We start from the raw sequence: 20532 nt of genomic DNA, 5'->3' as shown, positions 1-20532 counted from the left end.
AAATTAGAGATGATACTTTTAGCGTATTCTTTACTGTTAAAATCAGCTAAATCACTGGAACCAGAGACTTTAAGATATTCTATCGGGTATCAAGTCATGGCTAAATAATCAACTAGCAATTCGGGTAGGTTATATATTTTTAGAAAATGGTACCAATGCTCAAACAAAAAATAGGATAAACGACATCATTTTGTTGCGCAATTATTTATTTCACTTCACACCGTTAAATTTATATCTGGTTTACGCTGTGGGAAAACAGGGACGGCTTAACAACCGTTTTAGAATTAAGGTTGTAAATTTTATATTAAGTTTAAAGTCCGACGGTAAGATATTTAGTCAGTTAAAAGAAATGATTATCCATTCTAACAACTTCATAAAAATAAAAAACAGTCAACAAAGTGACTGATAAACCATTTAAGAGTTTTTCCAGTGAGCCGTGACATGCAGGACTCAAATCGATTAACTAAATTATAACAGTCCATCATATATTTGTCAAAAATAATCACGCGTAAATCACTTTTTAAGCTAATTTATATGATTTAACTGACTAAAAACAGTAAAATGTTACGACTTCCCAAGTCAATTTCTGCAAACATTTGCCAACAGTTAACAAGGGCACTTTGAAGTTACCCTGTTAAAATTATTATTGGTGTACCTATAGGTACGCCTGTTTGTCAAGGTATCATTGAGATGAAGATTTCACCAGCGTACTTTCAGGTACGGAGGTTACCCCTCAAAGTTACCCCACACCCGACGTGATGTCGGTATAGGTTTTTGCCACAAGTGGCAAAAAAGAGTTATTTAAACTCTTAGGAGATAAAAATGAAACAATCAAAAACAAAAATTTATGACATTATCTCATGGATTTCTTTAGTAGCTATACTTTCTATAATACTGTTGATGGCTCTGCTTAACCTAAACCAACATGTAGCGACTTTTATGGCAGCGATTTTAATTTTGTTTTGTATCATAGCATCTATAAGTTCATCTTTCGTCTATAAAGAGCTATATGAATATGATAAAACCTCTTTATTTATACCAAGAAGGTTTGGTATTGGTTGGTCTATCAACCCTAACTCCCCAATAGGTAGAGCCATTTGGTTTATTGTCGTAGCCTTACTTGTAGTGCTATTTATATGGGTATTGATTCTATCTTTATTTTAAACCTTTAAGTGACCTAACCATAACCCAGCAACAAGTTGATTTTCTGCCAACAATTGCCAACAATTAGCAAGTATTTTTTTGTGGTTGTCATTTGGTTGCGGAATGGTTGACGGTTTGATGATTTCCCCACTCTTATGGGGAATAACTACATGTAAATTTTGTATGTTGTCATTTCAAATGCCAGCTTTCTGCGTAGTTGTAACTACGGTGGTTCAAATTGTTATGGGTGTACCTTCAGGTACGCTTGTTCACACCCGACGTGATGTCGGTATAGCTTTCTGCCACAAGTGGCAAAAACGAAATTTTCGTGGTTGTCCTAAGGGGGGTCGTGATTCGCGACTTGCTAGGTAGTAACGATCCGTTCCTCCCTAAGCACAGTCATAATTGTCGGATACATTATCACAATTCACTCGATAATGGTTTAATCCTGAAAATAAAAAAAGCGCCCTAGTTTGAAATAGGACGCTTAATGCAAAACTTCATGAAAAGTTTATTTTTGGAATAAATACAGTGTAGCTAATAAATCTTAAACTAAACAAAAAGCCACTCCAAAGAGTAACTTTATACTTGAAAGTAATGACATCTCAAAATCATTATACTTTCATCTTACACCTTTTTTGTATTGGTTTTCAAATTAGAAAATAACAACATACTCATTACATTTTTTATTAAACTACCGATTCTGTTGCGAAGTTTTTTAATTTCCTGTATTTATTGTAAAATGTAAGAAAAAAGAGAAGTTGGAAAATTTGCAGGAACAAATCAAAGACCAAAAAAGGATAGAAGAACAAGAAAAACAAAGAAAATGGTGGGGACTATGGCGAAAATAGATGATTCAGTTAAAAAGAAAGTTCCAGAATTGCGATTTAAAGGATTCACGGATGATTGGGGAGAGCGTAAGTTGGGTGATGCGGTTAGTATATCAAGTGGAGTCACGGGTGACGCAACACTTCAAGATGGCAAATATAGACTTACACGCATCGAAAGTATTTCGCAAGGAATGTTGAATGTTGCGAGGTTAGGATTCACGAATGAGAAACCAGACCAGAAGTATCTTCTAAATTTGGGCGATATTCTTTACAGCAATATCAACTCATTGAGTCACATTGGAAAGGTGGCTTTAGTTGATACGACGGGGATTTATCACGGAATTAATCTCTTGCGATTCCAAATGCGCAATGGCGTTGATTCGGAATTTTTATTTCAGAGACTAAACACGATGCCAATGAAAAATTGGGCAGTTTCGCACGCGAATCCCGCAGTCAGCCAAGCAAGCATCAATCAAACGGAATTAAGTAAACAGCCAATTTCGTTGCCAACACTAACTGAGCAACAACAGATTGGTAATTTTTTCAAGGAAATTGACAACATTATCGATCTTCATCAACGTAAGTTAGATTTATTGAAAGAGCAGAAAAAAGGCTACTTGCAAAAAATGTTCCCTAAAAATGGGGCCAAAGTTCCTGAATTGCGATTTGCGGGGTTTGTTGACGCTTGGGAAGAGCGTAAGTTTTCAGACTTCACTAAATTGTCACAGGGACTACAAATAGCTATATCTGATAGATTTACAGAAGCTGGACCAAATAAAGAATTTTACATTACTAATGAATTTTTAAATCATAACAATACAAAAAAATATTATATTGAAAATCCTTCAAAAAATGTAATCGCTAATACAAATGATATTTTAATGACACGAACAGGAAACACAGGGAAAGTAGTTACTAACACAAAAGGAGCATTTCATAATAATTTTTTTAAGATAGATTATGATCCCAAAAAAATATCAAAATTATTTTTATATTTCTTACTAACATCAATACCTATACAAAAAGAAATCTTAATACGAGCAGGTACTTCTACAATTCCAGATTTAAACCATAAAGATTTTTATAAAATAAAAGTTTATTTACCAGTATTTGAAGAACAACAAAAAATCGGGTCATTCTTCAAACAGTTAGACGAGACTATCGATCTTCATCAACGTAAGCTAGATCTGCTCAAAGAACAGAAAAAAGGCTTTTTACAAAAGATGTTCGTTTAGGGACTATATTAGATAATAACCCCAATACGTGCAAACCTGAACCACGTTAAAAGCTGAATGCCATTCTGTCAGTAGTTATACCAAACAAAAGGCTCTATGGATCTGTTTATCTATCATTTTCTATATCTCATCTCTTATATAGTTGTTACCCTTGATACCTTACTGTTACTATTCTTTTTTAGAACGGTAACACCTTAAACCCCTTATTTATATAGGTTTATAATACTTTGTTACTCTTGTTACCTTAAAATATACTAAGTTAGATATAATTTAATTAAATAAATTAACTGGTTAACTTTCTTTCGTGTCTTCAGTCCTCTCAATGCCTTGCCTGACAATAGAACAGGAAAAGAAGAATATGAAAATAAAAGAAATTACAAAAAAAGACGGCACAAAGGTGTACCGCATTAATGTATATCTTGGTGTTGACAGTCTAACAGGTAAGCAAGTACGTTCAAGTGTAACTGCCAAAAGTAGGAAGATGTGTGAGACTAAAGCACATCAAGCTATAAACAATTTTATCAGTAATGGGTCAACAATTGCAAGAGAAAAGGTCATCTTTAATACCTTTGATAAGTTAGCACTATCATGGTTTGAGAGTTATAAGCTTACTGTTAAATCCAATAGCATACGTGTAACAAATAATTATTTAAAGGTCTATCTATTACCTGAGCTTGGTGTATATCGGGTGGATAGAATAACGCCAATGTTATTACAAGAAATTGTCAATAAGTGGGCTAAAAATGCTAATACGGCTAAAATAATCAATGGTAAACGTGAGCGGGGAAAGTGTAAAGATTATAAACTACTACTCAATCTTATTAAAAGAATTCTTGATTACGGTATGCAATTAGGTGCTATTACTGACAATCCAGCGCTTAAAGTATTTCCACCAAAATTAAAAACTCGTGCCATTAAGAAGATAAAATATTTTGATAACAGTGAGTTAAAAAAGTTTTTATGTTATCTTGATACTTTAGAGCTAACGCCTGACAATGTGAGACGAACTACCTTATATCGCTTCTTGATTGCCACTGGTTTAAGAGTTGGGGAGGCTTTGGCACTCTCTTGGTATGACATTGATTTTAATGAACAGACGGTTATCATAAATAAAACAATCGTACAAACATTAACAGAGCGTGACAAGATACAAAAAAGTGCTAAAACGAGAGAAAGTAATCGTATTGTCTCTTTGGATAGTAACACATCAACCCTTTTAAAAAACTGGAAGAAAGTTCAGAATAAAAGAACGCTTAGTCTTGTGGATACTTTGATTTTTTCTTATGAGAATCATAACTATACGTATGCAAGGGAAATTCAAATCTTAACAAAACACTTCGCGAGTGCTTGTGTTCCTAACATTGGCTTTCATGGTTTCCGTCATACGCATGCCAGTTTATTGATGAATAATGACGTAAATCCTAAAGAGATTCAAATTAGATTGGGTCATGCGGACTATGCGATCACAATGAATACATACAGCCATCTTGCCAAAGATAAGAAAAAAGACACTGCTGAAAAGTTCAGCAATATCTTAAAAGCATTATGATTTTTTTGGACGAACGTAACAAATTGCGTTAAAAATAATGAATATAATGTTAAGGAAGTCCTATTTATAAGGATTCTCAGCTTTATTTTTTTCATCACTTTATTATAACATATCCTTTTAGATACAAAAATCAAAAAAACGCTAGCTCACGTCAGCGTTTGATCACTCATAAATTTCAAAATTACAGTAAAATGGATTTCAGCTTTTTTTATTTGAAATTCTTAAAATCGTACGTTTGGCATCCGTTTCAATCGAAGGAAGTTGAATTTTACTGATTTTTGCAGCATTAAAAATCTCTTCCCCACCAGTTCCTGCACATTCACCAAACCCTATTAGTTTCAAAAGTCTTGCAATCATTACATTTCCAGCTTTTGACTCCTCAGTTGTAAAGAAATTTTCAACTGGAATTTTCATCATCCCAGCATTGATAAATTCAAAATCATGCCACGAAATATTAATCATTTCATGTTCTGGTGAAAAATAATCCGTGTGCATGATTAAATTTAACAAAGCTTCACGCAAAATTAATTTCAACAATTCATCCACTTCAACTTGAAGTGGATATTCGTCAACAATAAATCCATTATCAGGAACACTTTTGAGATAATTGTAACTCAAAATAAAAAATTGATAAACGTTCAAATGATCCGTAAATGTGGAAATTCTTGTGCGCCAGCGTTCTTGTGATCTTCTGTCAAATAAATCCATTTGAAAATGAGGAAATGTTTGAAGAATAGCAAGATGCTTTCCTAAAAATAATAATCCCCCAATCGTTACCCCTTTTGTTCCTGTATTTCGATTGATTGCAATCACCCCAACTTCTTCGAGAAATTCTGCTGAAGATAATTTTTCATAATGTTCAAATTTGGGATTTCCCTCTACTCTTCGACGAAAGTCATCAATTGATGATTTATCCAAATCATCAATTGAGTAATGCGTTAATACATCCATATCGGTATTATCATTTGATTTTGAGACTTGTTCAATAAGTTGTTCGATAGTCATATTCTTTTGAGCCTTCTTTTTATTTTTTCGTTCACCAGTCCTAAAAATAGGAGTTTTTGTATGTTTTAGACTTTTTTATTATAACACAATTTGAATCCTTTTGACTTATTTATTAGCTTAAAAAAATACTGGTAATAAGAAGAATACCAGCCCTTCTGTTGAAAAATATGCTATAATTATTTTGCATGGACGTGAAATGCAAAAAATGCTTTAAATAATATTTTTTTAGCATTCATGTCAGCGAGCCCTATTGAGTTTGGGCATGATTTGATTCATAAAATATTAAAAATCCTTTGGTTTAGGATTGATTATAGAAAGACATCTTATGACATTAACACAAGAATTTGATACGATTGCAGCCATCTCTACTCCTCTTGGTGAGGGAGCGATTTCTATTGTTCGACTTTCTGGCGCTAACGCATTAAAAATTGCTGGAGAAGTTTTTAGAGGAAAAAATTTAGAGGAGGTAGCCTCTCACACGATCAACTATGGTCATGTTTTTGATCAGGATACGCTTCTTGATGAAGTGATGGTTTCAGTGATGCGTGCGCCAAAGACCTTTACTCGTGAGGATATTGTCGAAATAAATACCCATGGTGGTATTGCTGTGACACAAGAAATCTTACAAGTCCTTCTCCGACACGGAGCACGGCTTGCTGAGCCTGGGGAATTTACAAAACGCGCGTTTTTAAATGGTCGGATGGATTTAGCACAAGCAGAATCTGTGATGGATTTAATTCGAGCGAAAACAGATAAGGCGGCAAATATTGCTGTAAAACAGCTCAACGGAAGTCTGTCAGTACTGATCAACTCGATTCGACAAGAAATTTTGGAAGCTTTGGCACAAGTTGAGGTCAATATTGACTATCCTGAATACGACGATGTTGAAACAATGACATCGCAGATGCTCATTGAAAAAACAGCTCATTTCCAAGCGCTTTTAACTCATCTACTGGCTACTGCAAAGCGAGGAAAAATTTTACGTGAGGGTTTGAAAACAGCAATCATTGGTCGGCCAAACGTTGGAAAATCAAGCCTGCTCAATCAACTTTTGAGAGAAGAAAAAGCGATTGTGACCGATATTGCTGGGACAACACGTGATGTTATCACTGAATTTGCAAATATCGGTGGTGTCCCTCTTGAGCTGATTGACACTGCTGGTATTCGTGAGACCGAGGATATTGTCGAAAAAATAGGTGTTGAACGCTCTGTCAAAACTTTGAAAGAAGCCGATTTGATTTTGCTGGTTTTAGATGCTTCGTCAGCACTGACAAAAAAAGATGTGGAACTTCTAAAACTTTCTACATCAAGTCATCGCATCATTTTACTCAACAAAACAGACCTTCCCGAAAAAATTGAATGGAATCAGTTACCTGAAGGTTTCATCCGAATTTCCGCTTTGAACAACGAGAATCTTGACGCTGTTGAAGAAAAAATTAACGCCCTCTTTTTTGCTGGAAGTATGGATGCAAAAGACGCTACAGTATTGTCCAACGCACGTCATATTGGACTTGTAGAAAAAGCGCTAGCAGCACTGACAGAGGCAAATGCAGGCTTAGCGGCTGGTCTTCCTGTTGATTTGGTGCAGGTCGATATCACGCGCTGCTGGCAGATTTTGGGTGAAATTACAGGCGAAGCTGCACCTGATGAGCTAATCACTCAACTTTTCTCACAATTCTGCTTAGGAAAATAAAAACACAAAAGCGTTAAACAACGCTTTTTTTCATCTAAAATATTTGACTATATACCCATATAGGTATATAATTTAATCATCATACTTAATCTGGAGAAAAAAATGAAATCTGTCAGCATTACAGCACTTAAAACAGCAATAAAAAATGACTCCTGCATCATTGACGTGCGAGAAAATTTTGAATACAACATGGGGCATGTCCCCACTGCAAAAAATATTCCACTGAGTGAACTTGAAGCACGTTTTCAAGAAATCACCCCTGGAAGTTATCTCATTTGTCAATCTGGACATCGCTCAATGACCGCATGTGATTACCTCGCTTCACAACACATTGAAGTCATCAATGTGATTGGCGGCACAAGTGCGTGGGATCTTCCCTTAGAGCAATAAATAGGGAGACGCATCAAAGGTTGACACGCTTGTCAATCAAATTGACACTATTGATTCATTTCTGTCAGTACTGACAGAAAATAAAAGAGAGGAAACGATTCAATGTCAAAAAAATATCTCATTATTGGTGGTGTTGCTGGTGGCATGTCTGCTGCGACCCGTTTACGCCGTTTACAAGAAGATGCAGAAATTATCGTATTTGAAAAAGGACCTTATGTTTCTTTTGCAAACTGCGGACTCCCTTATTATATTGGCGGAGAAATTGACCAACGCGAAAAACTCATTGTTCAACACTCAGAAGCACTCAAAAAGCGCTTCAATCTTGATATTCGTGAGAACTCAGAAGTCATCGAAATTAGACCAAACTCCCATGAAATTCTTGTCAGTACTGACAAAAAAGTTTACACTGAAAAATATGATCAATTAATCCTATCCACTGGTGCAAAACCCGTGATTCCAAAGATTGAAGGATTAAAAGAAGCTGAAAATGCGTTTACACTGAGAAATATCCCTGATGCAGATCAAATCACAGCCTATCTGAACACGCACAAAGTCAAATCCGCTGTCATTTTAGGTGCAGGATTCATTGGTATTGAAATGGCAGAAAATCTCGAAAAAAGAGGCATCAAAGTAACGATAATTGAGCGCTCCAATCACATTCTTCCCACACTAGATCCTGAGATGGCGATAGATGTTCAAACAGAGTTGGAAAATAACGGCTTAACCCTCGTACTTGGACATTCTGTTGTGAACGTTTCAAAAGATCGTGTTTATCTGGACGATAAAAACGAAATTTCTTCTGATTTGATCCTCCTCTCCACTGGAATTCAGCCTGAGACTCCTCTTGCTAAACGCGCTGGTGTAGCCCTAGGTTTACACGACGCAATTCTTGTTGACGAAAATTACGAAACTTCGATTCAAGATATTTTTGCAGTAGGAGATGCCATTGTTGTCAACAATCAAATCTCAAATCAAGATAGTCTGATTTCACTTGCAAGTCCAGCAAATCGCCAAGGACGTCAAGTTGCTGATGTCCTCTCTGGATTGCCGCTAAAGAATAAGGGAAGCATTGGAACTGCAATTGTGCGTGCGTTTAATTCCGTTGCAGCTTCAACAGGATTATCTGAGAAAACCGTCCAAAACCTTGGCCTACATCACAAAGTCATCCACATTACAGCCAATGATCATGCAGGATATTATCCAAATCATCACGCCATGCTTTTAAAACTCATTTTCAATCCTGAAACAGGAGAAATATTTGGCGCTCAAGCTGTTGGAAAAAGTGGCGTGGATAAACGCATTGATGTGCTTTCAACTGCGATAAAAGCAGGACTTACGATATTTGATCTCCCTGAGCTTGAGCTCTCTTATGCCCCGCCTTTTGGATCAGCAAAAGATCCCGTCAACATGATCGGCTATGCTGCAATGAATCTTTCGATGGGACTATCTGATAATCTTCAATGGCATGAACTCGCTCAAGCAATCGCAAATAAAAAGCAGATTTTAGATGTCAGAAATCCAAGCGAAATCAAAAAAGGTGCCTTTAAAAATGCCATCAACATCCCACTAGATGAACTCCGCCAACGTCTTCATGAACTTAATCAAAATCAAGCGTATATCGTTAGTTGTCAATCTGGTTTACGCTCTTATCAGGCCGAAAGAATCTTAAAAGCTGCAGGATTTATTGTTCAAAACCTTGATGGTGCCTATGGTCTTTACTCCAAAATGAGCACGGAATTACTTGCTTAACCTTAGAAAGAGTCAACTAACATAACAATGGAAAATTACGATAAAAAAATGATGAATCGTCTCAAAAGAGCAGACGGTCAACTCCACGCTGTCATTCGGATGATGGAAGAAAATAAAGACTGCTTCACTGTCGTTACACAACTTACTGCAGCGCGCTCAGGACTTGATAATCTGATCGGTTTGATTGTCGCAGAAAATCTCAAAACTTGTCTGTCTTCTCATGAAAGTGAGCTTGAAAAAGAAGAAAAAATCAATCAAGCCATTCAAATGATTATCAAAAAATAAAAAAGAGCTTATGCTCCATATCCATATAATTTCCGAATCATTTCATGTGCTTGAGTTTTTGTGAGCGCATGATTTTTTATAAAAATCCATTCACAAACGGATAAAAGAATAGATAAACAGTGTTCTGAAAGCAACTCCATCGGAAGCTCTGTTTTGGGAACATCATGTTTTGAGATGAGCTGAGAGGACAATCGACGTAAATAATTTCTAGCACTGCTTTGCACATAACCATCCAAAGTATTAGATTTAATCACCGCTTTGACAGAAGAAAGATGAGATAAAATGAGATCATAAATTCGATCAAAATGGTCATACAAATCCTCTAAAGACGCAGTAAAAGGACGATTTTCTTGAATGATTTCATCTGCAAAAGTGGACCAAATATAATCTAATAAATCGTATTTATCTGAAAAATAATTATAAAATGTCGAGCGAGGATAATTTGATTGTTCACAAATGAGTCGGACGGAAATCTGCTCAAAAGCCTTTGTTTGAAGCAAATCCAAAAATGTCTGAGAGATATTTTTTAACACACGTTCTTGTCCGCGATGGACTTTTTGAGTTGGATCATACTTCATTACAACACTCCGATCATTCTTTCAATTTTTCACAAGGATGGACATTTTTTTATTTCTGTACATTTATGGACAAAAGAGAAAAAATGAGACTATTTTCTCCTCCAAAAGTATTGTAACATGGAAATTGAGTTAGGACAAGTGCCTAAAAAACAACTCATACAAAAGGAAATTTTCAAATGAAAACAATCATGATTACAGGAGGCACTTCTGGTGTGGGAAAAGCCATCGCAAAAAATCTCGCAAGCATTGACGGAAGTGAAATTATTCTCGTTGGACGAAACGAAAAAAAAGCACAACATGCAACTTTAGAAATTCAAAATTTGACAGGAAATCACAAGATTTCCTACTTGTTAGCTGATTTATCTGATCAAAAAGCGCTCCAAAATGTAGCAAAAATATTTGACGACACGCATGATCAATTGGATGTTCTAATTCATAGTGCAGGAGTTTTTCCACAAACCAAAAAAGAGAACATTGAAGTTAATTTACGAAGCCACTATCAGCTGACACATGCCCTTTTACCCGCCTTATCAAAAAGTAAAAATGCTCAAATCTTCATCATTACAGGACAGCCCAAAGCAATTCAGTGCGGAGTGATTTCTGAGCATCAAGAAACACTGCTGCAGCGTGGGTTGTGGCTTTTAACCCATAAAACGTTGCTTGTGAAGTGGTTAGCTGAAGAATTAAATCCAACTGCCATCACAGTCAACGCTCTCTTTGCAGGAGATGTTAAATCAGATCTTATGCCTTGGACACAAACACTCAAAAATCAAGACGTTTCCATCGCCAAACCTTTAATTACCTCCGCACAGTACCAAGGGCTCACAGGTCAATTTTTTGATCAATACGGGATGGTGGTTAAATTATCTGATGAAAAATATAATGCCACGCGCGCAAAACAGCTCTTGAGTGAGTATATCAACTTTTAAACTAAGCATTACTAATATCAAAAGTTACACATTTTTTAAAGTCACTTTTGTGATAATGAAAATATGAAAACAATTTTTTTGATTTCCAAAAACTAACAATTACAACTTTAATAGCCACCTTATAACTTCTGAATGAGCATAAGAAACTTGAAAACACAGGATTCGGACACGCTCACAAGAAAAGAAAAACATCCTGTTTTCTAACAAGATGTTTTATAAGATGCGGTGGAAGGGACTTGAACCCTTACAGCCTAAAGCGGCCACAGGATCCTTAATCCTGCGCGTCTGCCAATTCCGCCACCACCGCAAAAACAGTACTTAAATAGTATATCACTTCAAGTCCTGTTCGTCAAGCAAAAGTTAATATTAAATCAGATGAATCTTAAAGCAGTCGAAAAAACTTCCTGATTTTCTAATCGCCGTCTTGTTTTTTTCACACTCATTACTTTAATCAAAACCACCTTCAATTTCAATCTGAGCAATTAATTTTTTGTGTTCTGGCTGATCAGCGGTCTTAAAAATTTCAATCGCTTCTTTACGTGCAACTTCCAAAATATTATAATCAACAACCAAATCAGCAACTGAAAATTCTGGAATTCCAGATTGACGCACCCCAAAAATCTCACCTGAACCACGCATTTTTAGATCTTCTTCTGCTAATTTAAAACCGTTTTGAGTTTGTGTCATGATTTTCATCCGTTGTTTTGCACTGTCTGATTTTGGATTGGCCACAAGGATCGTATAGGATTTTTTGCTCCCCCGACCAACACGACCGCGAAGCTGATGAAGCTGAGAGAGTCCAAAACGATCCGCATCCATAATTACCATAATCGTCGCATTGGGCACATCAACGCCGACTTCAATCACTGTAGTGGAAACTAGAATATCTATTTTCTGCGCCTTAAACTCTTGCATCACGTGATCTTTTTCATCCGTTTTCATTTTTCCGTGCAACAAACCAATGTGGACAGAGGATCCAAAATAACTTGTAAGTTCTTCATATAAAGCGACGGCATTTTTTAAATCAAGCACTTCTGACTCTTCAATTAAAGGCGAAATGAAATAGACTTGTGCATTTTGTTCACATTCACTTTTGATCCATTTGAGTACTTCTGAAAATTGTTCATGTTTGACCCAGCGTGTTGTAATCGGCTGGCGCCCTTTTGGAAGTTCATCAATCACTGAAACTTCCATATCCCCAAACGCTGTAATCGCAAGCGTTCTTGGAATCGGAGTTGCGGTCATCATCAAAACATCAGGATTTTGCCCTTTTTCGCGAAAGCGCTTCCGTTGATTCACCCCAAAACGATGTTGCTCATCCGTCACAACCAAGCCTAATCTGTAATATTCTACATCGCTTTGAATTAAAGCATGTGTGCCAACAATCATATGCGTGCGTCCTTTTTCAATGTCTTCAAGCACTTGTCGCTTTTGTGCAACCTTTAAACCACTCACAAGTAAAGCGATGTTCAATTCAGGAAAAAGTTGTCGCAAATTTGTGACGTGTTGTCGTGCTAAAATCTCTGTTGGAACCATAATCGCTGCTTGATAATTCGCTAAGCACGCGGCATACATGGCAAGACTTGCAACAATTGTCTTGCCAGATCCTACGTCTCCTTGCAGCAGACGATTCATGTGAAATGGACTTTTCATGTCTGACAAAATTTCTGTCAGTGCTGACAGCTGTGCTTGCGTCAATTCATAGGGAAGAGTTGCCCTTTTTTCTGAGACTTCTGAGTCCTTAAAATTAATTTGTACTCCAGTTTTGCCTGTTTTTTCTTTATTTTTCAGCGCTTGAAGCTTCATCTGAAAGAAGAATAATTCTTCAAACTTCACACGTCTGAGCGCTTGCTTATGCTCGTTCATATCCTTTGGAAAATGCATTGCACGCACTGCTGCATTGCGACGCATCAAACGATATTTTTTCATCAGGGAGTCCGGCAAATTTTCTTTTAACTGCTCACACAGCCCTTCTTCTATCACTTGCTGAATCGCTTTAACCAACGCTGCCTGTTTCAAACCAGCAACAAGATGATACACTGGCTCATATCCCAGCTCATTTTCATTTTTGTCAGTACTGACAATCATTTTAAGTCCAATCAATTGCTGCTTTTTTAATTCCCATTTCCCATACACCGCAATTTCTTTACCCACTTCAACTCGATCAGCTAAATAAGGTTGATTAAAAAAACTAATGCCAACAACCGCTTCTCCTTGTTTAATTTTAAATGTCAATCGATTTTTTCGCGCCCCAAAATACTGAACATTTGCAGGTGTTACGACTGTTCCTGAAATCGTCGCTTTCTCCCCATCAAGGAGGTCAAAAACACTCCGACTTGCAAAATCTTCATAACGAAAAGGAAAATAAAGCAATAAATCCTGTAATGTGAAAATTCCTAATTTGTTGAAATTTTCAGCTGATTTCGGACCAACACCGACCAAAAATTGAATATTATCTTCTAAGTTCATACATTAATTATACCAGTTGTCCACGCAAATGGGATAAAAAGAAAAGAAAAAAGAGAACTTTTACTTTTCTCCTTTTAGCACGTCCAAACATTCAGCTTTAAAAAACCCTCGCGCACTTTGAGGGAAAAAGAAAGATTTGATCATTTTTTAAACATTTTCAATCAAAAATCATCAGCATGGTCATTGATCCTTTAATATTTCGCTCTAAACTCTCAATCTCTTCGCGATTATTATAAAGTAAACTATAAAATTCTCTCAAACCTGGTGAAAGTTTTAACGCCATCGCTTCTGCATTCATTTTAACCAACAAATCCATCAAAGTTTCGCGCCAATTTTCACCATTCTGAATTTTTTCTTTCGCACGAAAAAGCATTAATTGATCTTCTTTCCGAATATTTCTTATTCTACTATAACAATCTATTTTTTTATAAAATGCTTGTTCACCTTCTTCAATAATTTGCATCGTAAGCCCTTTCTCATCTCATATATTATAATATGAAACGCGTAAAAAGACAATTAAAAGCAGATTTTTTTCAATTCTTCGTTCATTATTTTTTGCACATCAAAAAAAATCTCCCAAATTCTCCTTCAAATTCAATAAATCAAACACTGATCAACAAATGAATCACTAAAAAAATCATAGAAATAGAGAATAAAAAAACATCAAAATGTTTTCATTTCGATGTTTTCTCATTTGACACAAATTATTTTGCGATTGAAGCGAAATATTCAAGTGTACGAACAAGTTGTGAAGTGTATGACATTTCATTATCGTACCAAGCAACTGTTTTAACAAGTTGGAAATCTCCAGCAGTTGTAACTTCAGTTTGAGTTGGGTCAAAGATTGAACCGTGGCTTTCACCGATGATGTCACGTGAAACGATTTGGTCAGCATTGTAACCGAATGATTCGTTTTCTGCTGCTTTCATTGCTGCATTAACTTCATCAACAGTTACTTTTTTGTCAAGGATTGAAACAAGTTCAGTCAATGATCCTGTTGGTGATGGAACACGTTGAGCGTGACCTTGAAGTTTACCGTTCAATTCAGGGATAACAAGACCGATTGCTTTAGCAGCACCAGTTGAGTTAGGAACGATGTTTTCAGCAGCTGCACGTGCGCGACGGAAGTCACCTTTACGGTGTGGGCCGTCAAGGAGCATTTGGTCACCAGTGTAACTGTGGATTGTAGTCATTGTACCAACTTCAATACCGAATGCTTTGTTCAAAGCATCAGCCATTGGAGCAAGACAGTTTGTTGTACATGAAGCACCAGAAATTACTGTTTCAGTACCATCAAGTTCAGTGTGGTTAGTGTTGAAAACGATAGTTTTAACGTCGTTTCCGCCAGGTGCTGTGATAACAACTTTCTTAGCTCCGCCATTAGCGTGCAAGTGTTTTTCAGCAGCAGCTTTAGAAGCGAAGAAACCAGTTGCTTCAAGAACGATTTCTACACCAGCTGAAGCCCAGTCGATTTGTTCAGGATCGCGTTCTTGAGTAACACGGATGAATTTACCGTTAACGTTGAATCCACCTTCAGCAACTTCAACAGTACCGTCGAATTTACCTTGAGTTGAATCATATTTCAACAAGTGAGCAAGCATTGCTGGATCTGTAAGATCGTTAATTGCAGCAACTTCTACACCTTCAACATTTTCGATACGACGCAAAGCAAGACGACCGATACGTCCGAAACCGTTAATACCAACTTTAACTACCATGAGTAGTTTCCTCCTTATAGGATTTTAGATTTTATAAAGCACATCGCTTTAAATTGACTAAGTTAATTATTTAACTTACATTTATTATTTTATCACTTTTTGAAATTATTGCAAGGGAAAATTATTCAAAAATCCACTCGTAAAGCGGATACAGCAGTATAAACAAAATGAAAATGATTACATTTTTTTATCAAGAAATGCTGACTTCATGATTCCACCACCTTTTTTAAAGATTTTAAGATTAATTTTCAAAAACTTTAGTTTAAAATAAAAAAATTCCTTTTTTAAAGAAGCATTTCTTTTATTTTCCAAATAATCTGGAAAAGAAACCTTTATTTTTTTCAGGAATCATCTCTTTTTGAAGCTCCGTCAAAAAATTTTTTTGATCTGTCAAAGCTTTTTCCATCAACTCTTGCTGCTTTTTAATTTGCAAATCTTTTTGTGCAATTTGCGCGTCTTTTGTTGAGAGTTGCTCATCTTTTGTTTTTAATTGTTGCTGCAACCGATCAATCTCTGTATTTTTGTCCTTCATAAAACTTGAAAGCATCTCAAAAACCGCGCTATCATCTGCTTTGACAGCAACTTCATGTGATTCGACAACTTCTGCTTTTGCAGTCACTATTTTTCCATAGAGATGCTCAAGTGCGTGTATTCCAGATAAATTCACAACAGTAACATTTTTCTCATTTTTTTCAACATATTCATCATCAAGCGTTTTCACACGTTTGTTCATCGCTTGTCGCGTGACACCAAAGAGTTCTGCTAACTCACTAACTGTTTTTGTTTCCATAATGTCTATAATATCATATTTTCTGCGATTTTTGTAGCATTTTTTAAAAAATGAGTTCACGTATATCATTCTAATAAAAATGAGAAAAATATTATAATTAAATTATAAAAAGAAAGGAGTTGATTTATGAATTATATTACAGATTCCATCGAAAATATCATAAAATATTATCAGTCACATCTGAAAAATGGATTAGAAAATGATCAGATTTCATTGGCCCAAGAAAAGTGGGGAAACAATACTTACTCTGAACAAAAAAAGGAAACACTGGGACACAAAATAAAAGAACATTTATTAGAAATGATGAATCTTGTGCTTCTTTTTGTCGCAATTTTATCTTTCTACCTGGCATGGATCAACGATCAAAATTTTACTAAAACTGTTGTTGTATTATTAATTGTTTTGATTAATATTACCGTTGCGATTCTTCAGGAAAATCGTGCAGAAACAGCACTTACTGCGCTTAAAAAAATGGCTTCTCCCACCTCTACTGTCATCCGTGACGGGAAAAAACAAAACATTGCCTCTCAAGACTTGGTTTGCGGAGATCTCATCGAATTAAGCGCAGGAATGCAAGTAGGAGCGGATGTAAGACTTCTGAGTGCAAATGCCTTACAGATTGATGAATCAGCGCTTACAGGCGAATCTGAGCCCATCAGCAAAGACGCTCAAGCTGTCATTACTGACAGAGTTCCTCTAGGCGATCAATTACATATGGTTTTTTCTGGAACAAATGTTTTAAACGGAACAGCACAGGGCATCGTTGTTGCCGTCGGAAATCAATCTCAAATGGGCCAAATTGCAAACCTACTAGAATCGCAAATCAAGACTAAAACGCCGCTTCAAAAACGGATTGATCGATTGGCAAAACGCTTAACCATCATCGCATTTCTTGCAGGTGCAGTCATTTTTTGTGTCAATTATTTCATGAACGACATTGCGCTTATTGATAATTTAATGACCGCTGTAGTCCTTGGCATTGCTGCAGTCCCAGAAACTTTACCCGTTATTGTCACACTAAGTTTGATTTACGGTGTTGAAAATATGGCTAGAAAAAATGCGATTATCAGAAATATTCCATCTGTTGAAACGCTTGGAAATGCGACAGTGATTGCTTCTGATAAAACAGGCACATTAACTCAAAACAAAATGACCATCCAAAAACTCTGGTTGAAATCAGAAAAAATATGGACTTCAGGTCAATTAACTTCTGATGAAATTCAAATGCTCCACTATTTTGCCCTATCATCAAACGCTACTGCGCATTTTGAAAGTCAGAAATGGCATGTTCACGGAGATCCCACAGAAGCAGCCATCATCCATTTTTTGATTGATCATGACCTTTATCAACCAGAACTTTTTCCAAAACGTATTGCTGAGCTTCCTTTTGATTCGACACGCAAAAAAATGTCGGTTGTCATTACTGACAATCATTCAAAAGAAGGAAAATATCTTGTTCTGACCAAAGGTGCATTTGATCGGATTGTTTCAAATGATGCTGATGCAAAGAATATCCACGACCAATTTGCAGATCAAGCACTTCGCGTTCTTGCCTTATCCTATAAGCACGTGGATGAACTTCCGTCAGTACTGACAGAAATTGAACAAGACCAAACCTTCCTAGGCATCATCGGAATGATTGATCCCCCACGTCCAGAATCCAAAACTGCCGTTGCTGAAGCAAGGGCTGCGGGCATCAAACCACTAATGATCACAGGTGATCACGCATTGACAGCAAAAGCCATCGCAAAAACACTTGATATTTATCGTGAAGGCGATCAAGTCGTTGATGGCATCACGCTGTCAGCACTGACAGAAGATGAATTACAAAAAAATCTCAAACACATTACCGTCTATGCTCGTGTCAGCCCCGAAGACAAGCTCAGAATCGTAAAAGCGTGGCAAAAAGAAAATCAAATCGTTGCAATGACTGGTGATGGTGTCAATGATGCTCCGTCATTAAGAGCTGCAGATGTAGGCACAGCGATGGGTATCGCAGGAACAGAAGTTTCAAAATCAGCGTCAGATATTATTTTGACCGATGATAATTTTGCAACAATCGTAGCCGCTATCAAAGAAGGAAGACGTGTTTATGCCAACATCAAAAAGACAATTTATTACCTTTTATCCGCAAATATCGCAGAGATCTTGATCATGCTCATTGGTGCGATCATTGGCTGGGGATTACCGTTCACAGGAATTCAACTGCTGTATATTAATGTCCTCGCTGATGGAATTCCAGGATTTGGACTCTCACGCGAAAAAGCAGATAAGGACATTATGAGCCAAGCACCGATTGGCGTTAATGAAAGTCTCTTCTCACGTGGAGTCAATAAACGTATCATTGTTTGTTCAACAAGTTTTATCATGATTTCACTCATCGGATTTTCAATTGGAAGATTTGTAGAAATCCAAGGACAAGCACCCAGCCATATTTTAGGACAAACAATGGCCTTCACCATTCTCACCCTAGCATCAACCATAAACGTCTATAATGCAAGAAGTAACCACTCAATTTTTAGCACCAAAAATTCAAAAAATAATTTAATCCTCATCACCACACTTCTTTCATTAATCATCACCCTTCTCTTTACCCATATCCCGTTTTTGATGACAATTCTTGGCGTTGTCTCACTTACTCCAATCCACTGGTTGATTGCCATCAGCCTCTCAGCAGTCAGCATCGTCAGCATCGAAATCTACAAACTCATCTTAAACAAAAACAATAAAAAATTCATCAGCTAACCTCAAGGTTTTCTGACACAAAAAAGTGATCCCGCATTGCGATCACTTTTTTCTTTCACTTATCCACAGGTTTTGTAAAATTGGAAACCAAAACACTGATAGAAACAATCGCCGTAAAAGTATTCATTAAACTCGAAGGAGCAGATATCGCAATTGTAAGAAAAATCGTCAAAAGAAGATATGTTAAATGTACCCGACGATAACGCGTCCAAAAATTTCCGCTCAGCGTACCTTTGCGCAAGTGTTTTACAAGAAAAACACTCAAAAGATCCAGCAATAAAAAATACACCGTGGTGGACCCAAAAATCACACCAAAATAAGGCCAATCAACGGATTTTAAAAGTGCAAACAAAGTAGATTGTCCCGCTGTTTCGCCAAAAAAAAGCCACATAAAAATGTAAATCGCAGTCAATAAAACCAGAAGAACAAATGCAATAAGAAGTGTGGTAAATTTAGATATTTTTTTCATCATTTTAACCTCAAAAAAATTTATGAACCATTCATTAATAATTTTATAGGTTACATTATACCACGAACCTTTTAAAATACACCTAAAAAACAAGTCATTTACTCTTAATCCCTCAAATTAAAATAAAAAAGATCATAAATCTTAGAAATAAAAAAATCCAAACTCTAAAATACAGTATCACCAAAACCAAATAAACAGCACAGAAATAAGCATTATAAAAAGGACTCGCTCACACTTTCTCTAAAATTTTAAGTAATAAAAAATATTCATTCGTCAAAAAAAACTAAACAAAAAATATTCATGAAGAACACAATCTTTCTTTTCATCATTAAATAAATAAAAAAAGATATCCAATTGAATATCTTTTTAAGGGATACACTCTTAACTTCTTACCCCAAGTATGCCGAAGGCCGGGGTCGAACCGGCACGATGTTGCCATCACCAGATTTTGAGTCTGGCGCGTCTGCCTATTCCGCCACTTCGGCGCAGACTGGGATAGCTAGATTCGAACTAGCGCATGAGGGAGTCAAAGTCCCTTGCCTTACCGCTTGGCTATATCCCAAAAGTAGGCGGATGATGGGAATCGAACCCACGCATGTCGGTACCACAAACCGATGTGTTAACCACTTCACCACATCCGCCATAACTTTAAACACGGGCAGTAGGAATTGAACCCACACTAAAGGTTTTGGAGACCTTTGTACTACCTTTATACGATGCCCGTACAACTATGGAAGGGAGAGGATTCGAACCTCCGAACCCGAAGGAGCGGATTTACAGTCCGCCGCGTTTAGCCTCTTCGCTACCCTTCCAAATATTTAATTTATTAGGTTGAACAACCTAATGGGAGTTAACGGGATCGAACCGCTGACCCTCTGCTTGTAAGGCAGATGCTCTCCCAGCTGAGCTAAACTCCCAAGTGACTTAGCACCGACCCTATCTTGCAGGGGGCGAC

At 36.7% G+C, this 20532-nt stretch carries 16 protein-coding genes, 7 tRNA genes and 1 pseudogene; 10 read left to right on the top strand and 14 right to left on the bottom strand.

The genetic code is table 11. The features are described from left to right. The 4 genes and pseudogenes from GHI93_RS11850 to GHI93_RS11835 form a co-directional block, all read left to right on the top strand. Positions 1–108: pseudogene (locus GHI93_RS11850) on the top strand (IS982 family transposase); the annotation flags it as partial. A gap of 714 nt (positions 109–822) precedes the next feature. Continuing rightward, positions 823–1164: a hypothetical protein gene (locus GHI93_RS11845; RefSeq protein ID WP_153497228.1), complete on the top strand. Its 342-nt coding sequence runs from the start codon at positions 823–825 to the stop codon at positions 1162–1164. Between the two features lie 817 nt (positions 1165–1981). After that, positions 1982–3208: a restriction endonuclease subunit S gene (locus GHI93_RS11840; RefSeq protein ID WP_153497227.1), complete on the top strand. Its 1227-nt coding sequence runs from the start codon at positions 1982–1984 to the stop codon at positions 3206–3208. Between the two features lie 358 nt (positions 3209–3566). Beyond that, entirely contained in the window at positions 3567–4757 is a 1191-nt protein-coding gene (locus GHI93_RS11835) for a tyrosine-type recombinase/integrase (protein ID WP_153497226.1), read from the top strand. A gap of 198 nt (positions 4758–4955) precedes the next feature. Here the strand turns inward: GHI93_RS11835 and GHI93_RS11830 are convergent, their stop codons facing one another. After that, the gene (locus GHI93_RS11830) at positions 4956–5762 is read right to left on the bottom strand and encodes a hypothetical protein (RefSeq protein ID WP_153497225.1); all 807 of its coding nucleotides are present in this window, start codon (positions 5760–5762) and stop codon (positions 4956–4958) included. Between the two features lie 325 nt (positions 5763–6087). On the opposite strand from GHI93_RS11830, the gene mnmE reads away from it, so the two are divergent. The 4 genes from mnmE to GHI93_RS11810 all read left to right on the top strand — a co-directional run bounded on the left by mnmE (position 6088) and on the right by GHI93_RS11810 (position 9879). Continuing rightward, on the top strand, positions 6088–7455 hold the full coding sequence (gene mnmE / locus GHI93_RS11825) for a tRNA uridine-5-carboxymethylaminomethyl(34) synthesis GTPase MnmE (RefSeq protein ID WP_153497224.1): 1368 nt from the start codon (positions 6088–6090) through the stop codon (positions 7453–7455). Between the two features lie 102 nt (positions 7456–7557). After that, positions 7558–7845 (top strand): rhodanese-like domain-containing protein, encoded by a 288-nt coding sequence (locus GHI93_RS11820; RefSeq protein ID WP_153497223.1) that lies wholly within the window; start codon positions 7558–7560, stop codon positions 7843–7845. A gap of 102 nt (positions 7846–7947) precedes the next feature. Next, positions 7948–9594 carry an FAD-dependent oxidoreductase gene (locus GHI93_RS11815; RefSeq protein WP_153497222.1) on the top strand — a complete coding sequence of 549 codons (1647 nt, stop codon included), beginning with the start codon at positions 7948–7950 and terminating at the stop codon, positions 9592–9594. A 27-nt stretch (positions 9595–9621) separates the two neighbouring features. After that, complete coding sequence (locus tag GHI93_RS11810; protein WP_153497221.1) at positions 9622–9879, top strand: metal-sensitive transcriptional regulator; 258 nt, start codon at positions 9622–9624, stop codon at positions 9877–9879. A gap of 8 nt (positions 9880–9887) precedes the next feature. On the opposite strand, the gene GHI93_RS11805 is transcribed toward GHI93_RS11810, so the two are convergent. After that, complete coding sequence (locus GHI93_RS11805) at positions 9888–10457, bottom strand: TetR family transcriptional regulator (RefSeq protein ID WP_153497220.1); 570 nt, start codon at positions 10455–10457, stop codon at positions 9888–9890. A gap of 176 nt (positions 10458–10633) precedes the next feature. Between GHI93_RS11805 and GHI93_RS11800 the strand changes: the two genes are divergently transcribed. Beyond that, a complete protein-coding gene (locus GHI93_RS11800; RefSeq protein WP_153497219.1) occupies positions 10634–11386 on the top strand; it encodes an SDR family NAD(P)-dependent oxidoreductase in 753 nt (250 codons plus the stop codon). 221 nt (positions 11387–11607) lie between these two features. On the opposite strand, the gene GHI93_RS11795 is transcribed toward GHI93_RS11800, so the two are convergent. The 5 genes from GHI93_RS11795 to GHI93_RS11775 form a co-directional block, all read right to left on the bottom strand. Then, a tRNA-Leu gene (locus tag GHI93_RS11795) sits at positions 11608–11693 on the bottom strand. Positions 11694–11833: 140 nt separating this feature from the next. Next, positions 11834–13855: an ATP-dependent DNA helicase RecG gene (gene recG, locus GHI93_RS11790; protein WP_153497218.1), complete on the bottom strand. Its 2022-nt coding sequence runs from the start codon at positions 13853–13855 to the stop codon at positions 11834–11836. Positions 13856–14012: 157 nt separating this feature from the next. Then, positions 14013–14318, bottom strand: a complete 306-nt coding sequence (locus GHI93_RS11785) for a hypothetical protein (RefSeq protein ID WP_153497217.1) — start codon at positions 14316–14318, stop codon at positions 14013–14015. A gap of 241 nt (positions 14319–14559) precedes the next feature. Continuing rightward, positions 14560–15573 carry a type I glyceraldehyde-3-phosphate dehydrogenase gene (gene gap, locus GHI93_RS11780; RefSeq protein ID WP_153497216.1) on the bottom strand — a complete coding sequence of 338 codons (1014 nt, stop codon included), beginning with the start codon at positions 15571–15573 and terminating at the stop codon, positions 14560–14562. A gap of 301 nt (positions 15574–15874) precedes the next feature. After that, on the bottom strand, positions 15875–16363 hold the full coding sequence (locus tag GHI93_RS11775) for a DUF536 domain-containing protein (protein WP_153497215.1): 489 nt from the start codon (positions 16361–16363) through the stop codon (positions 15875–15877). A 126-nt stretch (positions 16364–16489) separates the two neighbouring features. On the opposite strand from GHI93_RS11775, the gene GHI93_RS11770 reads away from it, so the two are divergent. Beyond that, positions 16490–19108 carry a cation-translocating P-type ATPase gene (locus GHI93_RS11770; protein ID WP_153497214.1) on the top strand — a complete coding sequence of 873 codons (2619 nt, stop codon included), beginning with the start codon at positions 16490–16492 and terminating at the stop codon, positions 19106–19108. Positions 19109–19163: 55 nt separating this feature from the next. On the opposite strand, the gene GHI93_RS11765 is transcribed toward GHI93_RS11770, so the two are convergent. The 7 genes from GHI93_RS11765 to GHI93_RS11735 form a co-directional block, all read right to left on the bottom strand. Beyond that, entirely contained in the window at positions 19164–19580 is a 417-nt protein-coding gene (locus GHI93_RS11765) for a hypothetical protein (protein ID WP_153497213.1), read from the bottom strand. A gap of 398 nt (positions 19581–19978) precedes the next feature. Continuing rightward, positions 19979–20062 (bottom strand) — tRNA-Leu (locus GHI93_RS11760). Between the two features lie 5 nt (positions 20063–20067). Continuing rightward, positions 20068–20139, bottom strand: a tRNA-Gln gene (locus GHI93_RS11755). Between the two features lie 6 nt (positions 20140–20145). Further along, positions 20146–20218, bottom strand: a tRNA-His gene (locus tag GHI93_RS11750). 12 nt (positions 20219–20230) lie between these two features. Continuing rightward, positions 20231–20301, bottom strand: a tRNA-Trp gene (locus GHI93_RS11745). Between the two features lie 7 nt (positions 20302–20308). Continuing rightward, positions 20309–20389: transfer RNA gene (locus tag GHI93_RS11740), tRNA-Tyr, on the bottom strand. A gap of 32 nt (positions 20390–20421) precedes the next feature. Continuing rightward, positions 20422–20494: transfer RNA gene (locus GHI93_RS11735), tRNA-Val, on the bottom strand. Between the last annotated feature and the right edge of the window lie 38 nt (positions 20495–20532).

Source organism: Lactococcus hircilactis (genome assembly GCF_009601015.1).
In the GTDB taxonomy this organism is placed as follows: Bacteria; Bacillota; Bacilli; order Lactobacillales; family Streptococcaceae; genus Lactococcus; species Lactococcus hircilactis.
This window is presented reverse-complemented; position numbering and strand designations above follow the sequence as displayed.